This window comes from Streptomyces sp. NPDC093071 (genome assembly GCF_044754545.1).
Lineage (GTDB): Bacteria > Actinomycetota > Actinomycetes > Streptomycetales > Streptomycetaceae > Streptomyces.
On record NZ_JBIVPH010000002.1, the window covers coordinates 1,127,492 to 1,144,414 of the forward strand.

Genomic DNA, 16,923 nt, shown 5'->3' on the forward strand with positions numbered 1-16,923 from the left:
ACATTGCGCACCCCGGAACCAAGGCGGTTCCCGCTACCGCTCACCCGCCTGACAGGCAATAAGGCAACTTGAAAGAATCATGGACTGCGCCATTGTTCAGCTAAGTTTCCCGCAAGTAACGTCAGGTTTCGCAGCCCGGGAATCCCGTGCCGCCGGCCGCTCGTCCCCCTCCACCGCGGCCACCCCTCTGCCGGTCAATCCCCAAGGAGAGTCCCAGAGCCATGAAGAAGCCCATCAGAAAGATCGCCGTCGTCGCCGGAGCCGCCACGGCCGCGTTCGCCCTCGCGGTGTCCCCGGCCATGGCGGTGCCCTCGACGGTCTGGACCGTCAGCCCGGCGCCGTCCCCGGTCGCCGCCTCCGCGACCAACAGCGGGAACATCGTCCTGAGCGTCAACGGCATCGCCATGACGTGTACGAAGTCGACCGCCACGGCCTCGATGTTCAACGCCACGGGCAACCCGGCGACCGTCGCCTCCATCAGCGCCATCGCCTTCGGCGCCAGCGGCGCGCCCTGCACCAGCGTCCTGGGCACCGTGTCCACCGTCGCGACCACTCCCTGGACCATCGTGGCGCAGGACTACACCGCCGGGACCGGCGTCACCAAGGGCTACGTGGGCAACGTCGACGCCAAGGTGACCGTCGGCGCCTGCGTCTTCCGCGTCACGGGCAAGGCGTCCGGCACGTACACCAACTCGACGGGCAAGCTCTCCGTCAACAGCCTCGCCGGCGAGCTGACCGTCGTCTCGTCGACCGGCTGCGGCAGCGCCGTCCCGGTCGGCGCCAAGCCGACCTTCAAGGGCGACTACCTCGTCAAGAAGACGGGCACCACCGTCATCCCGACGATCGTCGGCTCCAACCCGTAAGGCGCGACCTCCCGCGTCCGCCCGGCCGGCGATCCCGGCCGGGCGGACGCGGGCCTGTCCGTGCCCCCGACGCAGGCCACTTCCGAGGAGACGCTCCCCACCATGAAGAAACCGACCGGAAAGCTCGCCGTCACCGCGGGAGCGGTCACGTCCGCGCTCGTCCTCACGGCGGCCCCGGCCTCGGCGGCGCCCTCGACCGTCTGGACGGTCGGCCCCTCGCCGGTCGGCGTCTCCCTGTCGAACGGCGCGAACATCGTCATGAGCGTCAACGGCATCGCCTGGACGTGTACGAAGTCGACCGCCACGGCCGCGTTGCGGAGCGCCACCGGCAACCCGGCGACCGTCGGCACCGTCGGTTCCCTCTCCTTCGCCGCCGCCGGAGCCCCCTGCAGCAGCGTGCTGGGCAACATCACCCTGGTCCCGGCCACTCCCTGGACCTTCGTGGCGCAGGACCACACGGCCGCGACCGGCGTCACCAAGGGGCACCTCGGCGACGTCGACATGAAACTGACCGTCGGCGCCACGGTCTTCCGCGTGCGGGGCAAGGCCTCCGCCACCTACACCAACGCGACGGGCAAGCTCTCCGTCGACAGCTTCGCCGGCGAGCTCCCCATCGTCGAGTCGCTCAACGGCGGTTCGGCCTTCCCCGTCGGCGCCGGTCTGCTCCTCAAGGCCGACTACCTCGTCAAGAAGACGGGCACCACCGTCGTCCCGACGATCGTCGGATCCCAGCCGTAAGGCACGCCCCCCGCCTTCGCGGGCCGTCCGCCCCCTTCGCCGGTCCCCGTCCCGCCGGCACACGACCGATCCGAGCGGAGCACCAGATGAGAGGCCTCCGGCCCTTCCCCCGATCCTTCCGCGCGCGCGGCGCGGCGCTCGCCGCGTTCGTGGCACTCGCACCCCTGCTTCCGGCCGCGGTCGCCGCGGCGGAGACGCTGAAGGTCGACACCGCGCTGCCCTACGTCTGCGTCCTGCCCTCGGGACGGCAGCCCGTGACGGTGCGGATCACGGCGGCCTTCCCCGAACGGGCCGCCACCGGCGAGGAGATACGCCCCGCCGACGTCACCACGACGGTGGAACTGCCCGCGGCGGCCGTGGCCGACCTCACCGCCCTCGGGGCAGTCACCGTACGGGCGGAGTCACGGCTCACGGTCGGCATGGTCCAGAACGAACGGCGCGCGGAAGCGACCTGGAGCGGTACGGCACAACCCGTCGGCGTACCGGCCGAAGGGCCCCTCGCGCTCACCACGACCGGCGACGTCCCCTCCCTGACGACGGACACCGCCGGCGATCTGGTCCTCACCGCCGGGAACCTCGCCCTCGACCTCGCCCCGAGCACGGCCGACGGCGCGGCCACCACGCCCCCGTCCCTCTCCCTCGCCTGCGCCCCCGACCCGGACGCGGAGGGCGGCACGCCGCTCGTCACGATCCCGGTCGCCACCGGCGCCCCCGGCACGGAACCGAGCCCTCCTCCCACGTCACCGACCGGCCCCTCGTCGCCCGCCCCCTCGCCCGGCCTCCCCCTGCCGTCCCTCCCGCCGGACCGGACGTCCCCGGCGAGGCCGGACGCCCCGAACGGGACGAGCGGGACTCCTACGGGCCCGCGGACCGACCAGCGGGAGGACCGGGGGCCGAGGGCGGCCGACGCGGACGCTCCCGGCGCCCCGGGAGCCCGGCCGGCCGCGCCGCCCTGCGTGACCGAGAAGCCGACCCCCATGTCGCTGTCCGCGTACATCACCGGATACTCCAACGTCCGGAAGCTGAACGGCGCCAACATCATCCCGGTGTCCTGCGTCCTGATCGAGCAGGGCCAGGCGGAGTTCGTGGTCCGGCCGGACGGAAGTATGCACCTGCTCACCCCGTCGGAGGGCTTCCTCTCCTACCAGGGACGCAAGGAGACCCCACCCTTCAAGGCCACCTTCCTGACGTTCGGCTTCGCCCCCACCACGGCGACCCTGGTCCTGGAACAGACGGGGCCCATGACCGTCGACTCGGACGTCCTCCTGGTCTTCCCCGACAACATCTCCGAGACCTACGTCCGGGTCCCCCTGGTCCTGCGCGTCCTCGGCGTCGAGGTGAACGGCACCCCGCTGGACGTCGGCCCCTCCTGCCGTACGGAGAAGCCGCTCACCTCGCACGAGCCCGACCCCGCCAAGTACCCCGGAGACCATCTGGTGCTCCTGGGCAAGGGCCGGCTCATCAACGGCACCGACGCCGTCGGCTACCTGCTCTCCAGCGGCGGCCCGCTGACCGGGGAGGTGACCATCCCCGCCTTCAAGGGCTGCGGCACCAAGGGCGAGTCCCTCGACCGGCTCCTCACCGCGTCCATCTCCGGCCCCGGCAACCACGTGAAGCAGATCCAGGGCCAGACCTGCAACGTCGGCGTCGAGGAACCCACCATGGAGAACTGCACCGAGGACCTCCAGCCCCGCCAGGTGCCCAGGCCCGAACGCTGATCCCCCGCACGTTCCGCCCCTCTCGTCCCCTCTCGCCCGGAAAGGCCTCCGCCATGCCCCTCGTCTCCCGCCGCACGAAGCTGGCCACCGTCTCCGCCCTCACCGCCCTCGGCGCCTTCGGCTCCATGGGCACGGCGACCGCCGCCGCCCCCGAACTGAACGGCGGCTGGGGGCCGTCCACCCGCTGCCCCGTCGACGCCCCGGCGATGCTCTCGACCGACGGCCTCGACAGGTCGCCGCAGTGCATCGTCTCCTTCTCGCTCAGCGGCTCCATCAAGCTGGGCAAGACGACGGTGAACACCGGGAAGACCAACCTTCAGATGGGAGTCGTCCAGAACGCCGACGGCACCAGCACGGTCGTCGCCCCGCCCGCCGGCGCGCTCATCGCCGACTCCGCCACCGTCCCCGGCGGCCTGCTCGGCCTGATGTGTCCGAGCGACATCCCGTTCATCACCAGCATCTGCAAGCAGCTGTCCGACGGGAAGCTCAACAAGATCACCGCCACCATGGAGTCGGCCGGCAGCCCCTCGGACTTCGACCAGATCGCGGGCGTCCTCACCGACCAGCCGATCGTCACCCTCCCGGTCCGGATCCGCCTGGAGAACCCGTTCCTGGGCGGCAACTGCTACATCGGGACGAAGGAGAAGCCGATCCTCCTGCGCCCGCGCAACTTCACCGCGCCCGAGTTCGGCCTCGACCGCTTCGGCAACGACGGCACCCCGAACGAGGAGGGCGACATCAGCCGCATCAACCTCCTCGGCTCCACCCAGGGCGACAACACCTTCGCCGTCCCCGGTGCCAGCGGCTGCGGCCTCGGGCTGCTCGGCCTGATCGACGGCGCGGTCAACCTCAAGACGGGCCTGCCCTCCCCCGCCGGGAAGAACAGCCTCGTCCTCAACAACACCCAGACCTATCTGACCGGCCTGTACGCGCCAGGCGTCGTCGCCCCCGACGCCGGGAAGGTCTTCTCCCAGAGCTGGCACTCGGCCGTCAAGTAACGGCCACCCAAGGGCGATTACCGGCCTAGTCGGCGGCACACGCCCTCGCGGGGACGCCAACTCCTGCGCAAGTTGTGTACACCACCGAGCAGTTGTCCTAGCTTCAGCAGTCCCCGCAGGTACGCACCTGACGGCCGTGGCGGCGCCCCGTTCTCCGGGCAGGGCGCCGCACCGCCGTTCCCCCACCGGTCGCGCAGAAGAGCAAGGGATCGGTTCATGCCCGCTATCGCACAGCCGCCGAGCGTCGGCGAACCCCTCGACCCGCTCCCCCGGGAGTTCGCCGATCTGATGAGGCCGGAGATCCCCGGGCTCATCAAGGAGATCGGCGTGGAGGTCCAGCGGACCTATCCCGTGTACGCCCACCTCTTCAACGGGCCCCACTCGGACGCGATCCGCCAGGGCGTGGAGCAGGCCCTGGCGGCCTTCGTGGACCGGGTCGCCGACCCCGGCACGAACTCGGCCCTCCGCGACGAACTGCTGCGCAAGTTCGGCCGGGTGGAGGCCTACGAGGGTCGCGACCTCGACACCCTCCAGGGCGCCTACCGCCTCGGCGCCCGCATCGCGCTGCGCCGGGCCAAGAGCATCGGGCGCACGTACAACCTCTCCCCCACCCTCATCCTGGCCTTCGCGGACGCCCTCTTCGCCTACGTCGAGGAGCTGGAGGCGCTCTCCCGCGAGGGGTACGTCATGGTCCAGGGGCGCGCCGTGTCCGACACGGCGGCGCTGCGCAGACAGCTCCTCCACCTCGTCCTCGCCGGGCCGCCGCTGCCCCGGACGACCATCGCCGAGCTGTGTCGGGAGGCCTCCTGGGAACTGCCCGCCGAGTGCACGATGATCGCCTTACGGGCCCCGGTCGCCGAGCTCGTCCAGGCCGGTCTCGACCGGGACGTCCTCGCCGACCTCAGCCTCCCCCAGCCGCACGTGCTCATCCCCGGCCCGCTCACCGCCGAGCGCCTCGCGATGCTCGAATCCGCCCTGGCCGGCACCCCCGCCGTGGTCGGCCTGACCGTGCCCCCGGCGCAGGCCGCGCACTCCGTCCGCTGGGCGCGGCGCGTCCTCCAGCTCATCGACGACGGCCTGGTGGCGGACGCCCCCCTCGTGCACTGCGAGGACCACCTGACAACGTTGTGGTTGCTCTCCGACCCGGCGCTCGTGCACCACCTGGCCGCGCGCGAACTGGCCCCGCTCGACGGCCTGTCCGGGAGCCGGCGCGACCGGCTGATCGAGACCCTGCGCGTCCACGTCTCCACCCGGGCCCCGGCCGAGCAGGTCGGCGAAATGCTGGGGGTGCACGCCCAGACGGTCCGCTACCGGCTCCGGAACCTGGACAACCACTTCGGCGACCGGCTCCTCGACCCCGACCGCCGCTTCGCCCTGGAGGCGGTCCTGCGCTCGCTGCACCTGCACGACAGGAAGCGGAAGGGCTGAGTCCGAACCGGAAGCGTTTCCTCATGACCTTCATATGATCGGATGGAGGTCATGAACGCTCGGACCCTGTACCTGTTCAGCAGTGCCGCCCCACCCGTCTTCGACGTCGCCCGGGTCGTCGAGGAGGCGCAGGCCGACGGCTGGGACGTGTGCCTCGGCCTCACGCCGACGGCCGCCCGCTGGCTCGCCGGCTCCCTCGACGGGCTCGCCGCCCTCACCGGGCACCCCGTGCGCTGGGACCACCCGTTCCCGGGCCAGCCGGACGTGTGGCCGGAGCCGGACGCGATCGTCGTCGCGCCGGCCACCTTCGACACGGTCAACCGGTGGGCGCTGGGCCTCACGGACACGTGGCTCGTCGGGGTGGCGACCGAGGGCATGGGGAAGCGGACACCCCTGGCGGTGATGCCGTGCGTGAACTCCGCGTACGCCGCGCACCCCCGGTTCGACCGGTCGCTCGACGTCCTCCGCGGCGCCGGGGTGCGGGTGCTGTACGGCGAGGGAGGGTTCGTACCGCACGAGCCGGGCGGGGAGGACCCGGCGGCCTACCCGTGGCGGACCGCCCTGGACGCCGTCGCGGACGCGCTCCGGCCGTTCTGACGCGGACGCCCCGCACCCGGAGGGGGTGCGGGGCGAACGCGCGCTGCGGACACCTGACTTACTTGGCGATCGTCCGGCTGATGACCAGGCGCTGGATCTCGCTGGTGCCCTCGAAGATGGTGTAGATGGCGGCGTCGCGGTGCATCCGCTCCACCGGGTACTCGCGGGTGTAGCCGTTGCCGCCGAGGATCTGGATGGCCTGGGCGGTGACCTCCTTGGCGACCTCGCTGGCGTACAGCTTGGACATGGAGCCCTCGGCCGAGGTGAAGGGCTTGCCGGCCGTCGCCATCCAGGAGGCGCGCCAGACCAGGAGGCGGGCCGCGTCGATCCGGGTGGCCATGTCGGCGAGCTGGAAGGCGACGCCCTGGTTCTCGATGATCGGGCGGCCGAACTGCACGCGGGTCTTCGCGTAGTCGAGGGCCACCTCGTACGCGGCGCGGGCGGTGCCGACGGCCATGGCGCCGACGGCGGGGCGGGAGGCCTCGAAGGTGGCCATGGCGGCGTTCTTGACGCGCTCGCCGCCCGCCTTGGCCTTCTCCCGGGCGCGGGCGAGGCGCTCGTCGAGCTTCTCCTTGCCGCCGAGGAGGCAGTGGCCGGGGATCCGGACGTCCTCCAGGACGACCTCGGCGGTGTGGGAGGCGCGGATGCCGTGCTTCTGGAACTTCTGGCCCTGGGAGAGGCCGGGGGTGTTCGGCGGCACGATGAAGGAGGCGTGGCCCTTGGAGCCGAGCTCCGGGTCGACGACGGCGACGACGACGTGGACGTTGGCGATGCCGCCGTTGGTCGCCCAGGTCTTGGTGCCGTTGAGGACCCACTCGTCCTTGGCCTCGTCGTAGACGGCCCGGGTGCGCATGGAGGCGACGTCCGAGCCGGCGTCGGGCTCGGAGGAGCAGAAGGCGGCGACCTTGACGTCGTTCGCGTCGCCGTACATCTGCGGGACCCAGGTGCCGATCTGCTCCTCGGTGCCGTTGGCGAGGACGCCGACGGCGGCGAGGCCGGTGCCGACGATGGAGAGGGCGATGCCCGCGTCGCCCCAGAAGAGCTCCTCCATGGTCATGGGGATGCCGAGGCCGGTCGGGTCGAAGAACTGCTGGGCGTAGAAGTCGAGGGAGTAGATTCCGAGCTTGGCCGCCTCCTGGATGATCGGCCAGGGGGTCTCCTCACGCTCGTCCCACTCGGCGGCCGCGGGGCGCATGACGTCGGCCGCGAAGCCGTGGAGCCAGTCGCGCACCTGCTTCTGGTCCTCGTTGAGTTCGAACGTGAACTCGCCCATTTTCCCTCCCAGCAGTATGTTACTTGCGGTAACAGCAGTCTGTTACCGCCGGGTAGGGGCTGTCAACCTGCGCGGAAGCGGTTCGGCCCGACCGGCATCCGGACCGGGCCGGGTGTTACGTTGCGACGGCCCGACAAACACAGCACCGCGCAACCGCGGGACCGACGACCGTACGGCCGGGGAGACAGGCACATGGACATCGCGCACCGGACCACCGACCAGCAGACGCCCGCCGAGCAGCGGCGGCGCGAACTGCTGGAGGCGGCGGACCGGGTGGTGCTCCGGGACGGGCCCAAGGCGTCCATGAACGCGATCGCGGCCGAGGCCGGCATCACCAAGCCGATCCTCTACCGCCACTTCGGCGACAAGGGCGGTCTGTACCGCGCGCTCGCCACCCGGCACACCGACGCGCTCCTCGACGCCCTGCGGGCCGCGCTCGACGCCCCCTCCGACCGGCGCCGCCGGGTCGAGTCCACGCTCGACACCTACCTCGCCTCGATCGAGGCCATGCCGCAGGTCTACCGCTTCCTCATGCACCCCGCCGAGGAGCCCCACCAGAACGAGCAGGGCTTCGACGTCGGCCGCCACTCGGCCCCGCTCCTCCGCCGGATGGGCGAGGAGCTCGGCCAGGTCATCGCCGAACGCGTCGACCTGGGCCCCGCCGCCGAGGCCCAGGCCCGGATCTGGGGCCACGGCATCGTCGGCATGATGCACGCGGCCGGCGACTGGTGGCTCGGCGAGCGCCCCTGCTCCCGCGCCGAGCTGGTCCGCAGCCTGGCGGACCTCCTCTGGGGCCGGCTGGCCGAGGCCGACGACCGCGCGGACGGACCGGGGTTCTAGGACCCGCCCGGAAGGTCCCCGCCCGGAAGGCCCCGTCCGGCGGGCCCGCCGGGAAGGCCTCCGCCCGGAAGAGCCATCCGGAAGGGAGGAGCCGCGGAAGCCCCCTCAGCCCTCCAGCACCGACACCCCGCCGCCCCACGGCTGCCTGCGGACCGCCCGCAGCAGACGTGACCTCCGCCACCCCGTGACGTGGTCCGCGTAGACCCCGCCCTCCAGGTGGTCGGCCTCGTGCTGGAGGCAGCGGGCGAAGAAACCCGTGCCCTCGACCCGTACCGGAGCCCCGTCCAGGTCCACGCCCTCCACCACCGCGCGGTCGAAGCGGGGCGTCGGGGCCTCCAGGCCCGGCAGGGAGAGACACCCTTCCGGTCCCCTGACCACGTCGCCGTCCGCCTCCACCAGGCGCGGGTTCACCACGTGCCCCAGGTGGCGGACCTCCTCGTCGTCGGGGCAGTCGTACACGAAGACCCGCAGGCCGACGCCCACCTGGTTCGCCGCCAGGCCCACCCCGTTCGCCGCGTACATCGTGGCGAACATGTCCTCGACCAGCCGGGCCAGTTGGGGCCCGAAGTCGGTGACGGGCGCGCAGGGCGCGTGCAGCACGGGGTCGCCGAGCAGGGTCATCGCTCGGACCAGCCCGGAACTGCCGGGGATGGGGCGGTTTCGCATGTCGGTAAGGGTACGGTCCGCCGTGACCTGCCTGTTTCGTACGATCGCTCGGCGGTGCCGCTGTTCGGGCTCCTGGCCGGATCTCGATAGGCTGAGCCCGGACCGACGCGAGGAGGAACAAGAACGATGTCAGGACACCCCGGTAATCCAGAGCCGCTGTCGCCGCGCGCCAAGCTGGCCGTGACGGCGGGCAAGGCCGCGGCCGCGGTGTCGCGGGCGGCGGGTCGCGGAAGCGGGTCGGTGATCGGCGGCCGGGTGGCGCTGAAGCTCGACCCCGACCTCCTCGGGCGCCTCGCCCAGCATCTGGACGTCGTCCTGGTGTCGGCGACCAACGGCAAGACGACCACCACCCGGCTGATCGCGGAGGCCCTGCGCGCCGCCGGCCCCGTCGTGTCGAACGCGCTCGGCGCGAACATGCCCGCAGGCATCACCTCGGCGCTCGCCGGCGGCTCGGACTCCAAGTACGGCGTGATCGAGGTCGACGAGAAGTACCTCGCGGGCGTCGCCCGGGACACCACGCCCAAGGCGATCGCGCTGCTCAACCTCTCCCGCGACCAGCTCGACCGCGCCGCCGAGACCCGGATGCTCGCCGAGAAGTGGCGCGAGGGCCTCAACGGCACCAAGGCCGTGGTCATCGCCAACGCCGACGACCCGCTGATCGTGTGGGCCGCCTCCTCCTCCCCCAACGTGGTGTGGGTCGCCGCGGGCCAGGAGTGGAAGGACGACGCCTGGTCCTGCCCCGCCTGCGGCGGTGTGATGCAGCGCCCCGGCGACGACTGGTTCTGCGGCGAGTGCGGCTTCCGGCGCCCCGCGCCGAGCTGGGCGCTCAGCGGCGACCACGTGCTCGACCCGCACGGCTCGGCCTGGCCGATCCGCCTCCAGCTGCCCGGCCGCGCCAACAAGGCGAACGCCACCACCTCGGCCGCCGTCGCCGCCGTCTTCGGGGTGCCGCCGCAGGTGGCCCTGGAGCGCATGTACCAGGTGCAGGCCGTCGCCGGCCGCTACGACGTGGTCTCCTTCCAGGGCCGCGACCTGCGTCTGCTCCTGGCGAAGAACCCGGCCGGCTGGCTGGAGACCTTCTCCCTCATCGACGGCCCGCCGGCCCCGGTGATCCTCTCCGTCAACGCGCGCGGCGCCGACGGCACGGACACCTCCTGGCTGTGGGACGTCGACTACGGCCGGCTCGCCGGCCACCCGATCATGGTGATCGGCGACCGGCGGCTCGACCTGGCGGTCCGCCTGGAGGTCGCGGGCGTGGACTTCCGCGTCTGCGAGACCCTCGACGAGGCCGTCGCGATGGCCCCGCCCGGGCAGATCGAGCTCATCGCCAACTACACCGCCTTCCAGGACGTCCGCCGCCGCGTCGGCAACTGACCCGTAGAGGACATGCAGCATGAGTGACAGCAGCCTGCGCCTGGTCTGGGTCTACCCGGACCTGCTCAGCACCTACGGCGACCAGGGCAACGTCCTCGTCGTCGAGCGCCGCGCCCTGCAGCGCGGTCTCAGCGTCGAGCGCGTCGACGTCCGCAGCGACCAGCCGGTGCCGACCTCGGGCGACATCTACCTGATCGGCGGCGGCGAGGACCGTCCGCAGCGGCTCGCGGCCGAGCGGCTGCGGCGGGACGGCGGCCTGAGCCGGGCCGCCTCCAACGGCGCGATCATCTTCTCGGTCTGCGCCGGCTACCAGATCCTGGGCCACGAGTTCATCAACGACCTCGGCGAGCGCGAGGGCGGCCTCGGGCTCATCGACGTGATCTCGACCCGCGGCGAGGGCGAGCGGTGCGTCGGCGACGTCCTCGCGGACATCGACCCGCGCCTGGGCCTGCCCCAGCTGACCGGGTTCGAGAACCACCAGGGCATCACCCACCTCGGCCCGACGGCCCGGCCGTTCGCCCGGACCGTCCTCGGCAAGGGCAACGGCACCGGCGACGGCACCGAGGGCGCGTACAACGACACCGTCTTCGGCACGTACATGCACGGCCCCGTCATGGCCCGCAACCCGCAGATCGCGGACCTGCTCCTGAAGCTGGCCCTCGACGTGAACGCCCTGCCGCCGACCGACGACCGCTGGTACGAGGCGCTGCGCGCCGAGCGCATCGCGGCGGCCACGCAGCCCGCCTGACCGGCCCGCACGGCCCGTCCGCGCCGCTCGCACGCACGTGCGTTGTCCACGGTGCGGACATCCGGTTCGGCCCCGCCACCCGGCGGCGATAGGGTGGCGGGGATCCAGCCGGACGACGTGGTCCGGGAGTCGGCCCACGTTGCAAAGGTTTTTGGGCTATGCGCATTGGCGTGCTCACCTCCGGCGGAGACTGCCCCGGTCTGAACGCTGTCATCCGGTCCGTCGTGCACCGCGCCGTGGTGGACCACGGCGACGAGGTCATCGGCTTCCACGACGGGTGGAAGGGCCTCCTGGAGTGCGACTACCGCAAGCTGGACCTGGACGCCGTGGGCGGCATCCTCGCCCGCGGCGGCACCATCCTCGGCTCCTCGCGGGTCCAGCCCGCGCACCTGGTCGACGGTGTCGAGCGCGCCCGGGGCCACGTCGCGGACCTCGGCCTCGACGCCATCATCCCGATCGGCGGCGAGGGCACCCTGAAGGCGGCGAACCTGCTGTCCGAGGCGGGCCTCCCGATCGTCGGCGTCCCGAAGACCATCGACAACGACATCGCCTCCACCGACGTCACCTTCGGCTTCGACACGGCCGTCACCGTGGCGACCGAGGCCCTCGACCGGCTGAAGACCACCGCCGAGTCCCACCAGCGGGTCCTGGTCGTCGAGGTCATGGGCCGCCACACCGGCTGGATAGCGCTGCACTCCGGCATGGCGGCCGGCGCGCACGCGGTCGTCGTCCCCGAGCGCCCCTTCGACATGGACGAGCTGACCGCCCGGGTCGGCGCCCGCTTCGCGGACGGCAAGCGCTTCGCGATCGTGGTGGTCGCGGAGGGCGCGAAGCCGCGCGAGGGCTCGATGGAGTTCAAGACCGCCGGCACCGACATCTACGGCCACGAGCGCTTCACCGGCGTCGCCAACCAGCTCTCCGTCGAGCTGGAGCGCCGCCTCGGCAAGGAGGCCCGCCCGGTCATCCTCGGCCACGTCCAGCGCGGCGGCACCCCGACCGCGTACGACCGCGTCCTCGCGACCCGCTTCGGCTGGCACGCGGTGGAGGCGGCGCACCGCGGCGAGTTCGGGATGCTGACGGCGCTGCGCGGCACGGACATCGTGATGGTCCCGCTGTCACAGGCCGTGGAGACCCTCAAGACGGTTCCGGCCGACCGCTACGCCGAGGCGGAGTGCGTGCTCTGACGGCTCCCGTGCGTGACCGTACGCCTTCCCGTACGTGACACCCGCCCCCGGTCGCGATCGCGGCCGGGGGCGGTTCTAGTCTGGTGCGGACAACAAGCGCGAATCGGGCTCCGGGAGTGTACGGATGGATCACAGCGGGCACGGCATGACCACGGATCTGCCGCCGTTCACGCTGGGGCGGGGCCTGGAGTTCTCTCCCGACCTCTTCTTCCTGGTCGGCTGCCTCGCGGCGCTCGGCCTGTACGGGTGGGGCGTGGCGCGGCTGCGGCGGCGCGGGGACGCGTGGCCGGTGAGCCGGACGGTGTTCTTCGCGGTCGGCGTCCTCACCGTCGCCCTCGTGATGTGCACCAAGCTGAACGACTACGGCATGGTCATGTTCAGCGTGCACATGGTGCAGCACATGGTGATCTCCATGCTGTCGCCGATCCTGCTGCTGCTCGGCGCGCCGGTGACGCTCGCGCTGCGGGCGCTGCCGGTGGCGGGCCGGGGCTCGACCGGGCCGCGCGAGCTGCTCCTGAAGCTGCTGCACAGCCGGTACGTGAAGGTGATCACGCACCCCGGCTTCACGATCCCGATGTTCATCGCGAGCCTCTACGCGCTGTACTTCACGCCGCTCTTCGACTTCCTGATGGGGTCGAAGCCCGGTCACATCGGGATGATGATCCACTTCCTGATGGTCGGCGTGGTGTTCTTCTGGCCGATCATGGGCGTGGACCCGGGCCCGCACCGGCCGGGGTACGTGATGCGGATGCTGGAGCTGTTCGCCGGTATGCCGTTCCACGCCTTCTTCGGCATCGCGCTGATGATGGCGTCGGAGCCGATGGTCGAGGCGTACGCGAACCCGCCGGCCTCGCTGGGGATCGACGTGCTCGCCGACCAGAACGCGGCGGGCGGCATCGCCTGGGCGTTCAGCGAGATCCCGTCCGTGCTCGTCCTGATCGCCCTCGTCTACCAGTGGTACCACTCCGAGCAGCGGCAGGCGGTCCGCAAGGACCGGGCGGCCGACCGGGACGGCGACAAGGAGCTGGAGGCGTACAACGCGTACCTGGCCTCGCTCCGGGCGCGGGGGAACTGACCTCCGGAAGGTCGCGGACGGGTCCGGTGCCGGGTGCGGCGCCGGACCCGTTCCGCGTGCGGAAGGCGTTTTCCGGCGCACGCCGGAGCGTCCGGGGAGTAGCGCGCGCCCCCTCCCCCGGGTGACGATGGTCGGGACGGCTTCCGCGGCCTCGGTCGGGAGGAGGGCGGACTGATGTCCGGTCCCACGAAGACGATGACGGTGCTCACCTGCGCCGCGCTGGTGCTGACCACGGCGTACACGGTGGCGCTCGGCAGCAGCGGCTGGCTCTGGTTCGGTCTGATGGTGCTGATCGTGGTGACGATCGGGGTGGCCGCGTCGGAGAGCGCGACGGCCCCCGCGGGTCCGCGCCGGCGCCCGCCGGAGCGCCCCGGGCCCGGCGGCCCCACGGGCCCGATGGGTCCCACGGGGATCTGACCCCCGTACGCCTCCTCAGCGGGGCGCGAGGACGATCCAGACCTGCCCCGGGGCGAAGGCCAGGGGCGCCCCGTCCGGGGTGGTGAAGGCCGTGCCGGACGCGGCGGAGGGCCGGGACCAGCGGGCCTCGTGGGCACGTCCGTCGCGCAGCACGAGCGCGGTGCCCTCGCCGACGGTCTCGGTGTACGGGGAGACCGCGCCGGTCACGTCGCGGAAGTCGGAGGGGCGGACGGTGACGCGCTGGACGACGACCGTCTCCGGGGTGAGCGGTCCGGTGTCGGTGGACCGGGCCTCGCGGCCGTCCGTGGCGACCCGCCAGGCGCGGTCGGCGGCGGACCAGGTGAAGGTGTAGCGGGCCGCCGGATAGCGGACGGTCGAGGTGGTGGTCGGGGTGCCGTCCGGCGGGGCGGCCCCGAAGCGGAAGCCGATGTCCCGGGCGTCCCCGGCGTCCGGCGCGGCAGCGAGGGCGCGGGCGGGCCGCAGGTAGAGATTGTGCGGGGCGGCCCGGTCCGGGGAGCGCAGGAAGGCCCCGGGCGCGGTGCTCTCGGTGACCGGGTACAGCGGTGCGGCCGCGAGCAGCGGGTTCAGGGCGGTCTGCGCCCCGGAGTAGGCGAGGGCCGGCCGGCCGAAGGCGGCGAGCAGGGAGATGTCGGACTCGCGGGCGCTGCGGACGGGTCCGACGCGCTCGGGGAGGCGGGAGGAGTAGACGGCCAGGAGCCGGGTGGTGCCGCCCTCGACCTGTTCGACGTAGACGAGGTCGGCCGCGCCGAGCCCGGTGTGGGGGCGGGCCGCCGCCGCGTTGTCGATCTTGACGCCGAGGACGGGTCCCGGTTCGGCGGGGAGGCCCGTGAAGGGCGAGCGGCCGGCCGGGGCCGTCGTGGTGGGGGCCGGGTCCGGCGCGGCCGTGCCGGAGCAGCCGTACAGTCCGGCCGCCGTCAGCGTGCAGAGGAACGCGGTGAGGATCCGGCCGGGTCGTCTCGTGCCGTGTCCGTCGGTCATGCCGTGCCCGTTGGTCATGGGGTGCCCGTCGGTCGGGATGACGCTCTCCCACCAGTGGACCACGGGCCCGTGCGCGGATACAACGGGCGTGGCGGGAAGACGAAGACATGACGGACGGACCGACGGACCGGCGAACGGGGTCGCGAGTGTTCTACCAACTGATGAAGTACGTGCTCCTCGGACCGCTGCTCAGGCTGCTGTTCCGGCCGCGCATCGAGGGACTGGAGCACGTCCCGGCGGAGGGGGCCGCGATCGTGGCGGGCAACCACCTCTCCTTCTCGGACCACTTCCTGATGCCGGCCGTCCTGGAGCGACGGATCACCTTCCTGGCGAAACAGGAGTACTTCACGGGGCCGGGGCTCAAGGGCCGGCTCACGGCCGCCTTCTTCCGGGCCGCCGGGCAGATCCCGGTGGACCGCTCGGGCAAGGAGGCCGGGCAGGCGGCGATCCGGGAGGGGCTCGGCGTCCTGGGCCGGGGCGAACTGCTGGGCATCTATCCCGAGGGGACCCGCTCGCACGACGGGCGGCTCTACAAGGGCAAGGTGGGCGTGGCGGTGATGGCGCTGCGGGCCGGGGCGCCGGTGGTGCCCTGCGCGATGGTGGGGACCTTCGAGATCCAGCCGCCGGGGCGGGTCGTGCCCCGGATCCGCCGGGTCACCATCCGCTTCGGGGAGCCGCTGGACTTCTCCCGGTTCGCCGGGCAGGAGGGCGAGAAGGCGGTGGTCCGCGCGGTCACGGACGAGATCATGTACGAGATCCTGCGCCTGTCGGGGCAGGAGTACGTGGACGCGTACGCGGCGGTGGTGAAGGCCGCCGAGGCGGAGGGCGGGAAGCCCGGGAGCCCTCCGGACGGGGAGCCGCGGAAGTTCCCCGGCGGGGAACGCTGAGGGCGGATCCGCGCACGGCGCAATCCCCTGGGCCCGCGCCCCGGGCGGCCGTAGCGTCCCGTCCATGACCAAGGGACACGCGTTCGTCGTCGGTGCGTCGGGACAGGTGGGGCGGGCGGCCGTGCGGGCCCTCGCCGCGGACGGCTGGGAGGTGACGGCCGCCTCGCGGGGCGGCGGGAGGGACGACAGGTGGCCGGAGGAGGTCCGGTCGGTGCGGCTCGACCGGAACGAGGAGGGGGCGCTCGCGGCCGGGATCGGCGACGGCTGCGACGTGCTCGTGGACGTCGTCGCGTACGACCGTTCCCACGCCCGGCAGTTGACCGGGCTCGCGGACCGGATCGGTTCGGCGGTGGTGGTGTCGAGCGGCGCCGTCTACGAGGACGACCGGGGGCGGAGCTTCGACACCCAGGACGAGCCGGACGGCTTCCCCGCCTATCCGGTGCCGCTGTCCGAGGAGTGGCGGACGGTCGCGCCGGGCGACACCACGTACGGGACGCGGAAGATCGCCCTGGAGCGGGAGTTGCTCGCGGCGGGCGGCGCGCTGCCGACGACGCTGCTGCGGGCGGGCGCGATCCACGGGCCGTACTGCCCGGGGCCGCGCGAGCTGTGGTTCGTGAAGCGGGCGCTCGACGGGCGGCCGGTGCGCGTCCTCGCGTACGGCGGGAGGTCGCGGTTCCATCCGGCGCACGTGGACAACCTGGCGGAGCTGGTCCGCCTGGCGGCGGCGAAGCCGGGGAGCCGGGTGCTCAACGGCGCCGATCCGCAGGCGCCGACGGTGGCGGAGATCGGGGCCGCGATCGACGCGGTCCTGGGCGTGGAGGGCGAGCGGGTCCTGATCGAGGGCCCGCCGGAGGGCCCCGGGGGTCTGGTGGGGCTCACGCCGTGGACCTCGGCGCACCCGATCGTCTACGACATGGCGGCGGCGGAGCGGGAGTTGGGGTACCGGCCGGTGGTGTCGTACGCCGACTCGCTGCCGGAGACGGTGGAGTGGCTGGCCGGGCGGGTGCGCGGGCGGGAGTGGCGGGAGGCGTTCCCGGGCCTCGCGAAGTACGGGGTGGACTGGTTCGACTACGCGGCGGAGGACGCCTGGCTCGCGGCGCGCGGGTGACGCGGGGGCG

17 protein-coding genes are annotated in these 16,923 nt (G+C 72.7%); 14 read left to right on the forward strand and 3 right to left on the reverse strand.

The window, feature by feature from the left end:
- The first annotated feature begins 221 nt into the window (after window positions 1-221).
- The 6 genes from ACIQD7_RS10550 to ACIQD7_RS10575 all read left to right on the forward strand — a co-directional run bounded on the left by ACIQD7_RS10550 (window position 222) and on the right by ACIQD7_RS10575 (window position 6,342).
- Window positions 222-863 (forward strand): hypothetical protein, encoded by a 642-nt coding sequence (locus tag ACIQD7_RS10550; protein ID WP_402441271.1) that lies wholly within the window; start codon window positions 222-224, stop codon window positions 861-863.
- Between the two features lie 102 nt (window positions 864-965).
- Window positions 966-1,601 carry a hypothetical protein gene (locus ACIQD7_RS10555; RefSeq protein ID WP_402441272.1) on the forward strand — a complete coding sequence of 212 codons (636 nt, stop codon included), beginning with the start codon at window positions 966-968 and terminating at the stop codon, window positions 1,599-1,601.
- Window positions 1,602-1,687: 86 nt separating this feature from the next.
- Window positions 1,688-3,319: a DUF6801 domain-containing protein gene (locus tag ACIQD7_RS10560; protein WP_402441273.1), complete on the forward strand. Its 1,632-nt coding sequence runs from the start codon at window positions 1,688-1,690 to the stop codon at window positions 3,317-3,319.
- A 53-nt stretch (window positions 3,320-3,372) separates the two neighbouring features.
- Window positions 3,373-4,317, forward strand: coding sequence for a hypothetical protein (locus ACIQD7_RS10565; protein WP_402441274.1), 945 nt, complete (start codon window positions 3,373-3,375; stop codon window positions 4,315-4,317).
- Between the two features lie 216 nt (window positions 4,318-4,533).
- Window positions 4,534-5,745 carry a helix-turn-helix domain-containing protein gene (locus tag ACIQD7_RS10570; RefSeq protein ID WP_161374714.1) on the forward strand — a complete coding sequence of 404 codons (1,212 nt, stop codon included), beginning with the start codon at window positions 4,534-4,536 and terminating at the stop codon, window positions 5,743-5,745.
- A 51-nt stretch (window positions 5,746-5,796) separates the two neighbouring features.
- Window positions 5,797-6,342: a flavoprotein gene (locus tag ACIQD7_RS10575; RefSeq protein ID WP_121830013.1), complete on the forward strand. Its 546-nt coding sequence runs from the start codon at window positions 5,797-5,799 to the stop codon at window positions 6,340-6,342.
- A gap of 58 nt (window positions 6,343-6,400) precedes the next feature.
- Here ACIQD7_RS10575 and ACIQD7_RS10580 read toward each other — a convergent pair whose 3' ends face one another.
- Complete coding sequence (locus tag ACIQD7_RS10580; protein ID WP_402441275.1) at window positions 6,401-7,615, reverse strand: acyl-CoA dehydrogenase family protein; 1,215 nt, start codon at window positions 7,613-7,615, stop codon at window positions 6,401-6,403.
- Between the two features lie 192 nt (window positions 7,616-7,807).
- Between ACIQD7_RS10580 and ACIQD7_RS10585 the strand changes: the two genes are divergently transcribed.
- Entirely contained in the window at window positions 7,808-8,455 is a 648-nt protein-coding gene (locus ACIQD7_RS10585) for a TetR family transcriptional regulator (protein WP_121829985.1), read from the forward strand.
- A 105-nt stretch (window positions 8,456-8,560) separates the two neighbouring features.
- Here ACIQD7_RS10585 and def read toward each other — a convergent pair whose 3' ends face one another.
- Window positions 8,561-9,121 (reverse strand): peptide deformylase, encoded by a 561-nt coding sequence (def, locus tag ACIQD7_RS10590; protein WP_121829984.1) that lies wholly within the window; start codon window positions 9,119-9,121, stop codon window positions 8,561-8,563.
- A 126-nt stretch (window positions 9,122-9,247) separates the two neighbouring features.
- On the opposite strand from def, the gene ACIQD7_RS10595 reads away from it, so the two are divergent.
- The 5 genes from ACIQD7_RS10595 to ACIQD7_RS10615 all read left to right on the forward strand — a co-directional run bounded on the left by ACIQD7_RS10595 (window position 9,248) and on the right by ACIQD7_RS10615 (window position 13,919).
- The gene (locus tag ACIQD7_RS10595; RefSeq protein ID WP_121829983.1) at window positions 9,248-10,495 is read left to right on the forward strand and encodes a MurT ligase domain-containing protein; all 1,248 of its coding nucleotides are present in this window, start codon (window positions 9,248-9,250) and stop codon (window positions 10,493-10,495) included.
- 19 nt (window positions 10,496-10,514) lie between these two features.
- Window positions 10,515-11,243 carry a type 1 glutamine amidotransferase gene (locus tag ACIQD7_RS10600; protein ID WP_030214258.1) on the forward strand — a complete coding sequence of 243 codons (729 nt, stop codon included), beginning with the start codon at window positions 10,515-10,517 and terminating at the stop codon, window positions 11,241-11,243.
- Window positions 11,244-11,401: 158 nt separating this feature from the next.
- A complete protein-coding gene (locus ACIQD7_RS10605) occupies window positions 11,402-12,427 on the forward strand; it encodes an ATP-dependent 6-phosphofructokinase (RefSeq protein WP_391054740.1) in 1,026 nt (341 codons plus the stop codon).
- A 124-nt stretch (window positions 12,428-12,551) separates the two neighbouring features.
- Window positions 12,552-13,502, forward strand: coding sequence for a cytochrome c oxidase assembly protein (locus tag ACIQD7_RS10610; RefSeq protein ID WP_121829981.1), 951 nt, complete (start codon window positions 12,552-12,554; stop codon window positions 13,500-13,502).
- Window positions 13,503-13,676: 174 nt separating this feature from the next.
- On the forward strand, window positions 13,677-13,919 hold the full coding sequence (locus ACIQD7_RS10615; RefSeq protein ID WP_121829980.1) for a hypothetical protein: 243 nt from the start codon (window positions 13,677-13,679) through the stop codon (window positions 13,917-13,919).
- 15 nt (window positions 13,920-13,934) lie between these two features.
- On the opposite strand, the gene ACIQD7_RS10620 is transcribed toward ACIQD7_RS10615, so the two are convergent.
- Window positions 13,935-14,918 (reverse strand): DUF3048 domain-containing protein, encoded by a 984-nt coding sequence (locus ACIQD7_RS10620; protein WP_402441395.1) that lies wholly within the window; start codon window positions 14,916-14,918, stop codon window positions 13,935-13,937.
- A gap of 146 nt (window positions 14,919-15,064) precedes the next feature.
- On the opposite strand from ACIQD7_RS10620, the gene ACIQD7_RS10625 reads away from it, so the two are divergent.
- Window positions 15,065-15,805 (forward strand): lysophospholipid acyltransferase family protein, encoded by a 741-nt coding sequence (locus tag ACIQD7_RS10625; protein WP_383406120.1) that lies wholly within the window; start codon window positions 15,065-15,067, stop codon window positions 15,803-15,805.
- Between the two features lie 64 nt (window positions 15,806-15,869).
- Window positions 15,870-16,913, forward strand: a complete 1,044-nt coding sequence (locus ACIQD7_RS10630; RefSeq protein WP_402441276.1) for an NAD-dependent epimerase/dehydratase family protein — start codon at window positions 15,870-15,872, stop codon at window positions 16,911-16,913.
- Window positions 16,914-16,923: the final 10 nt, after the last annotated feature.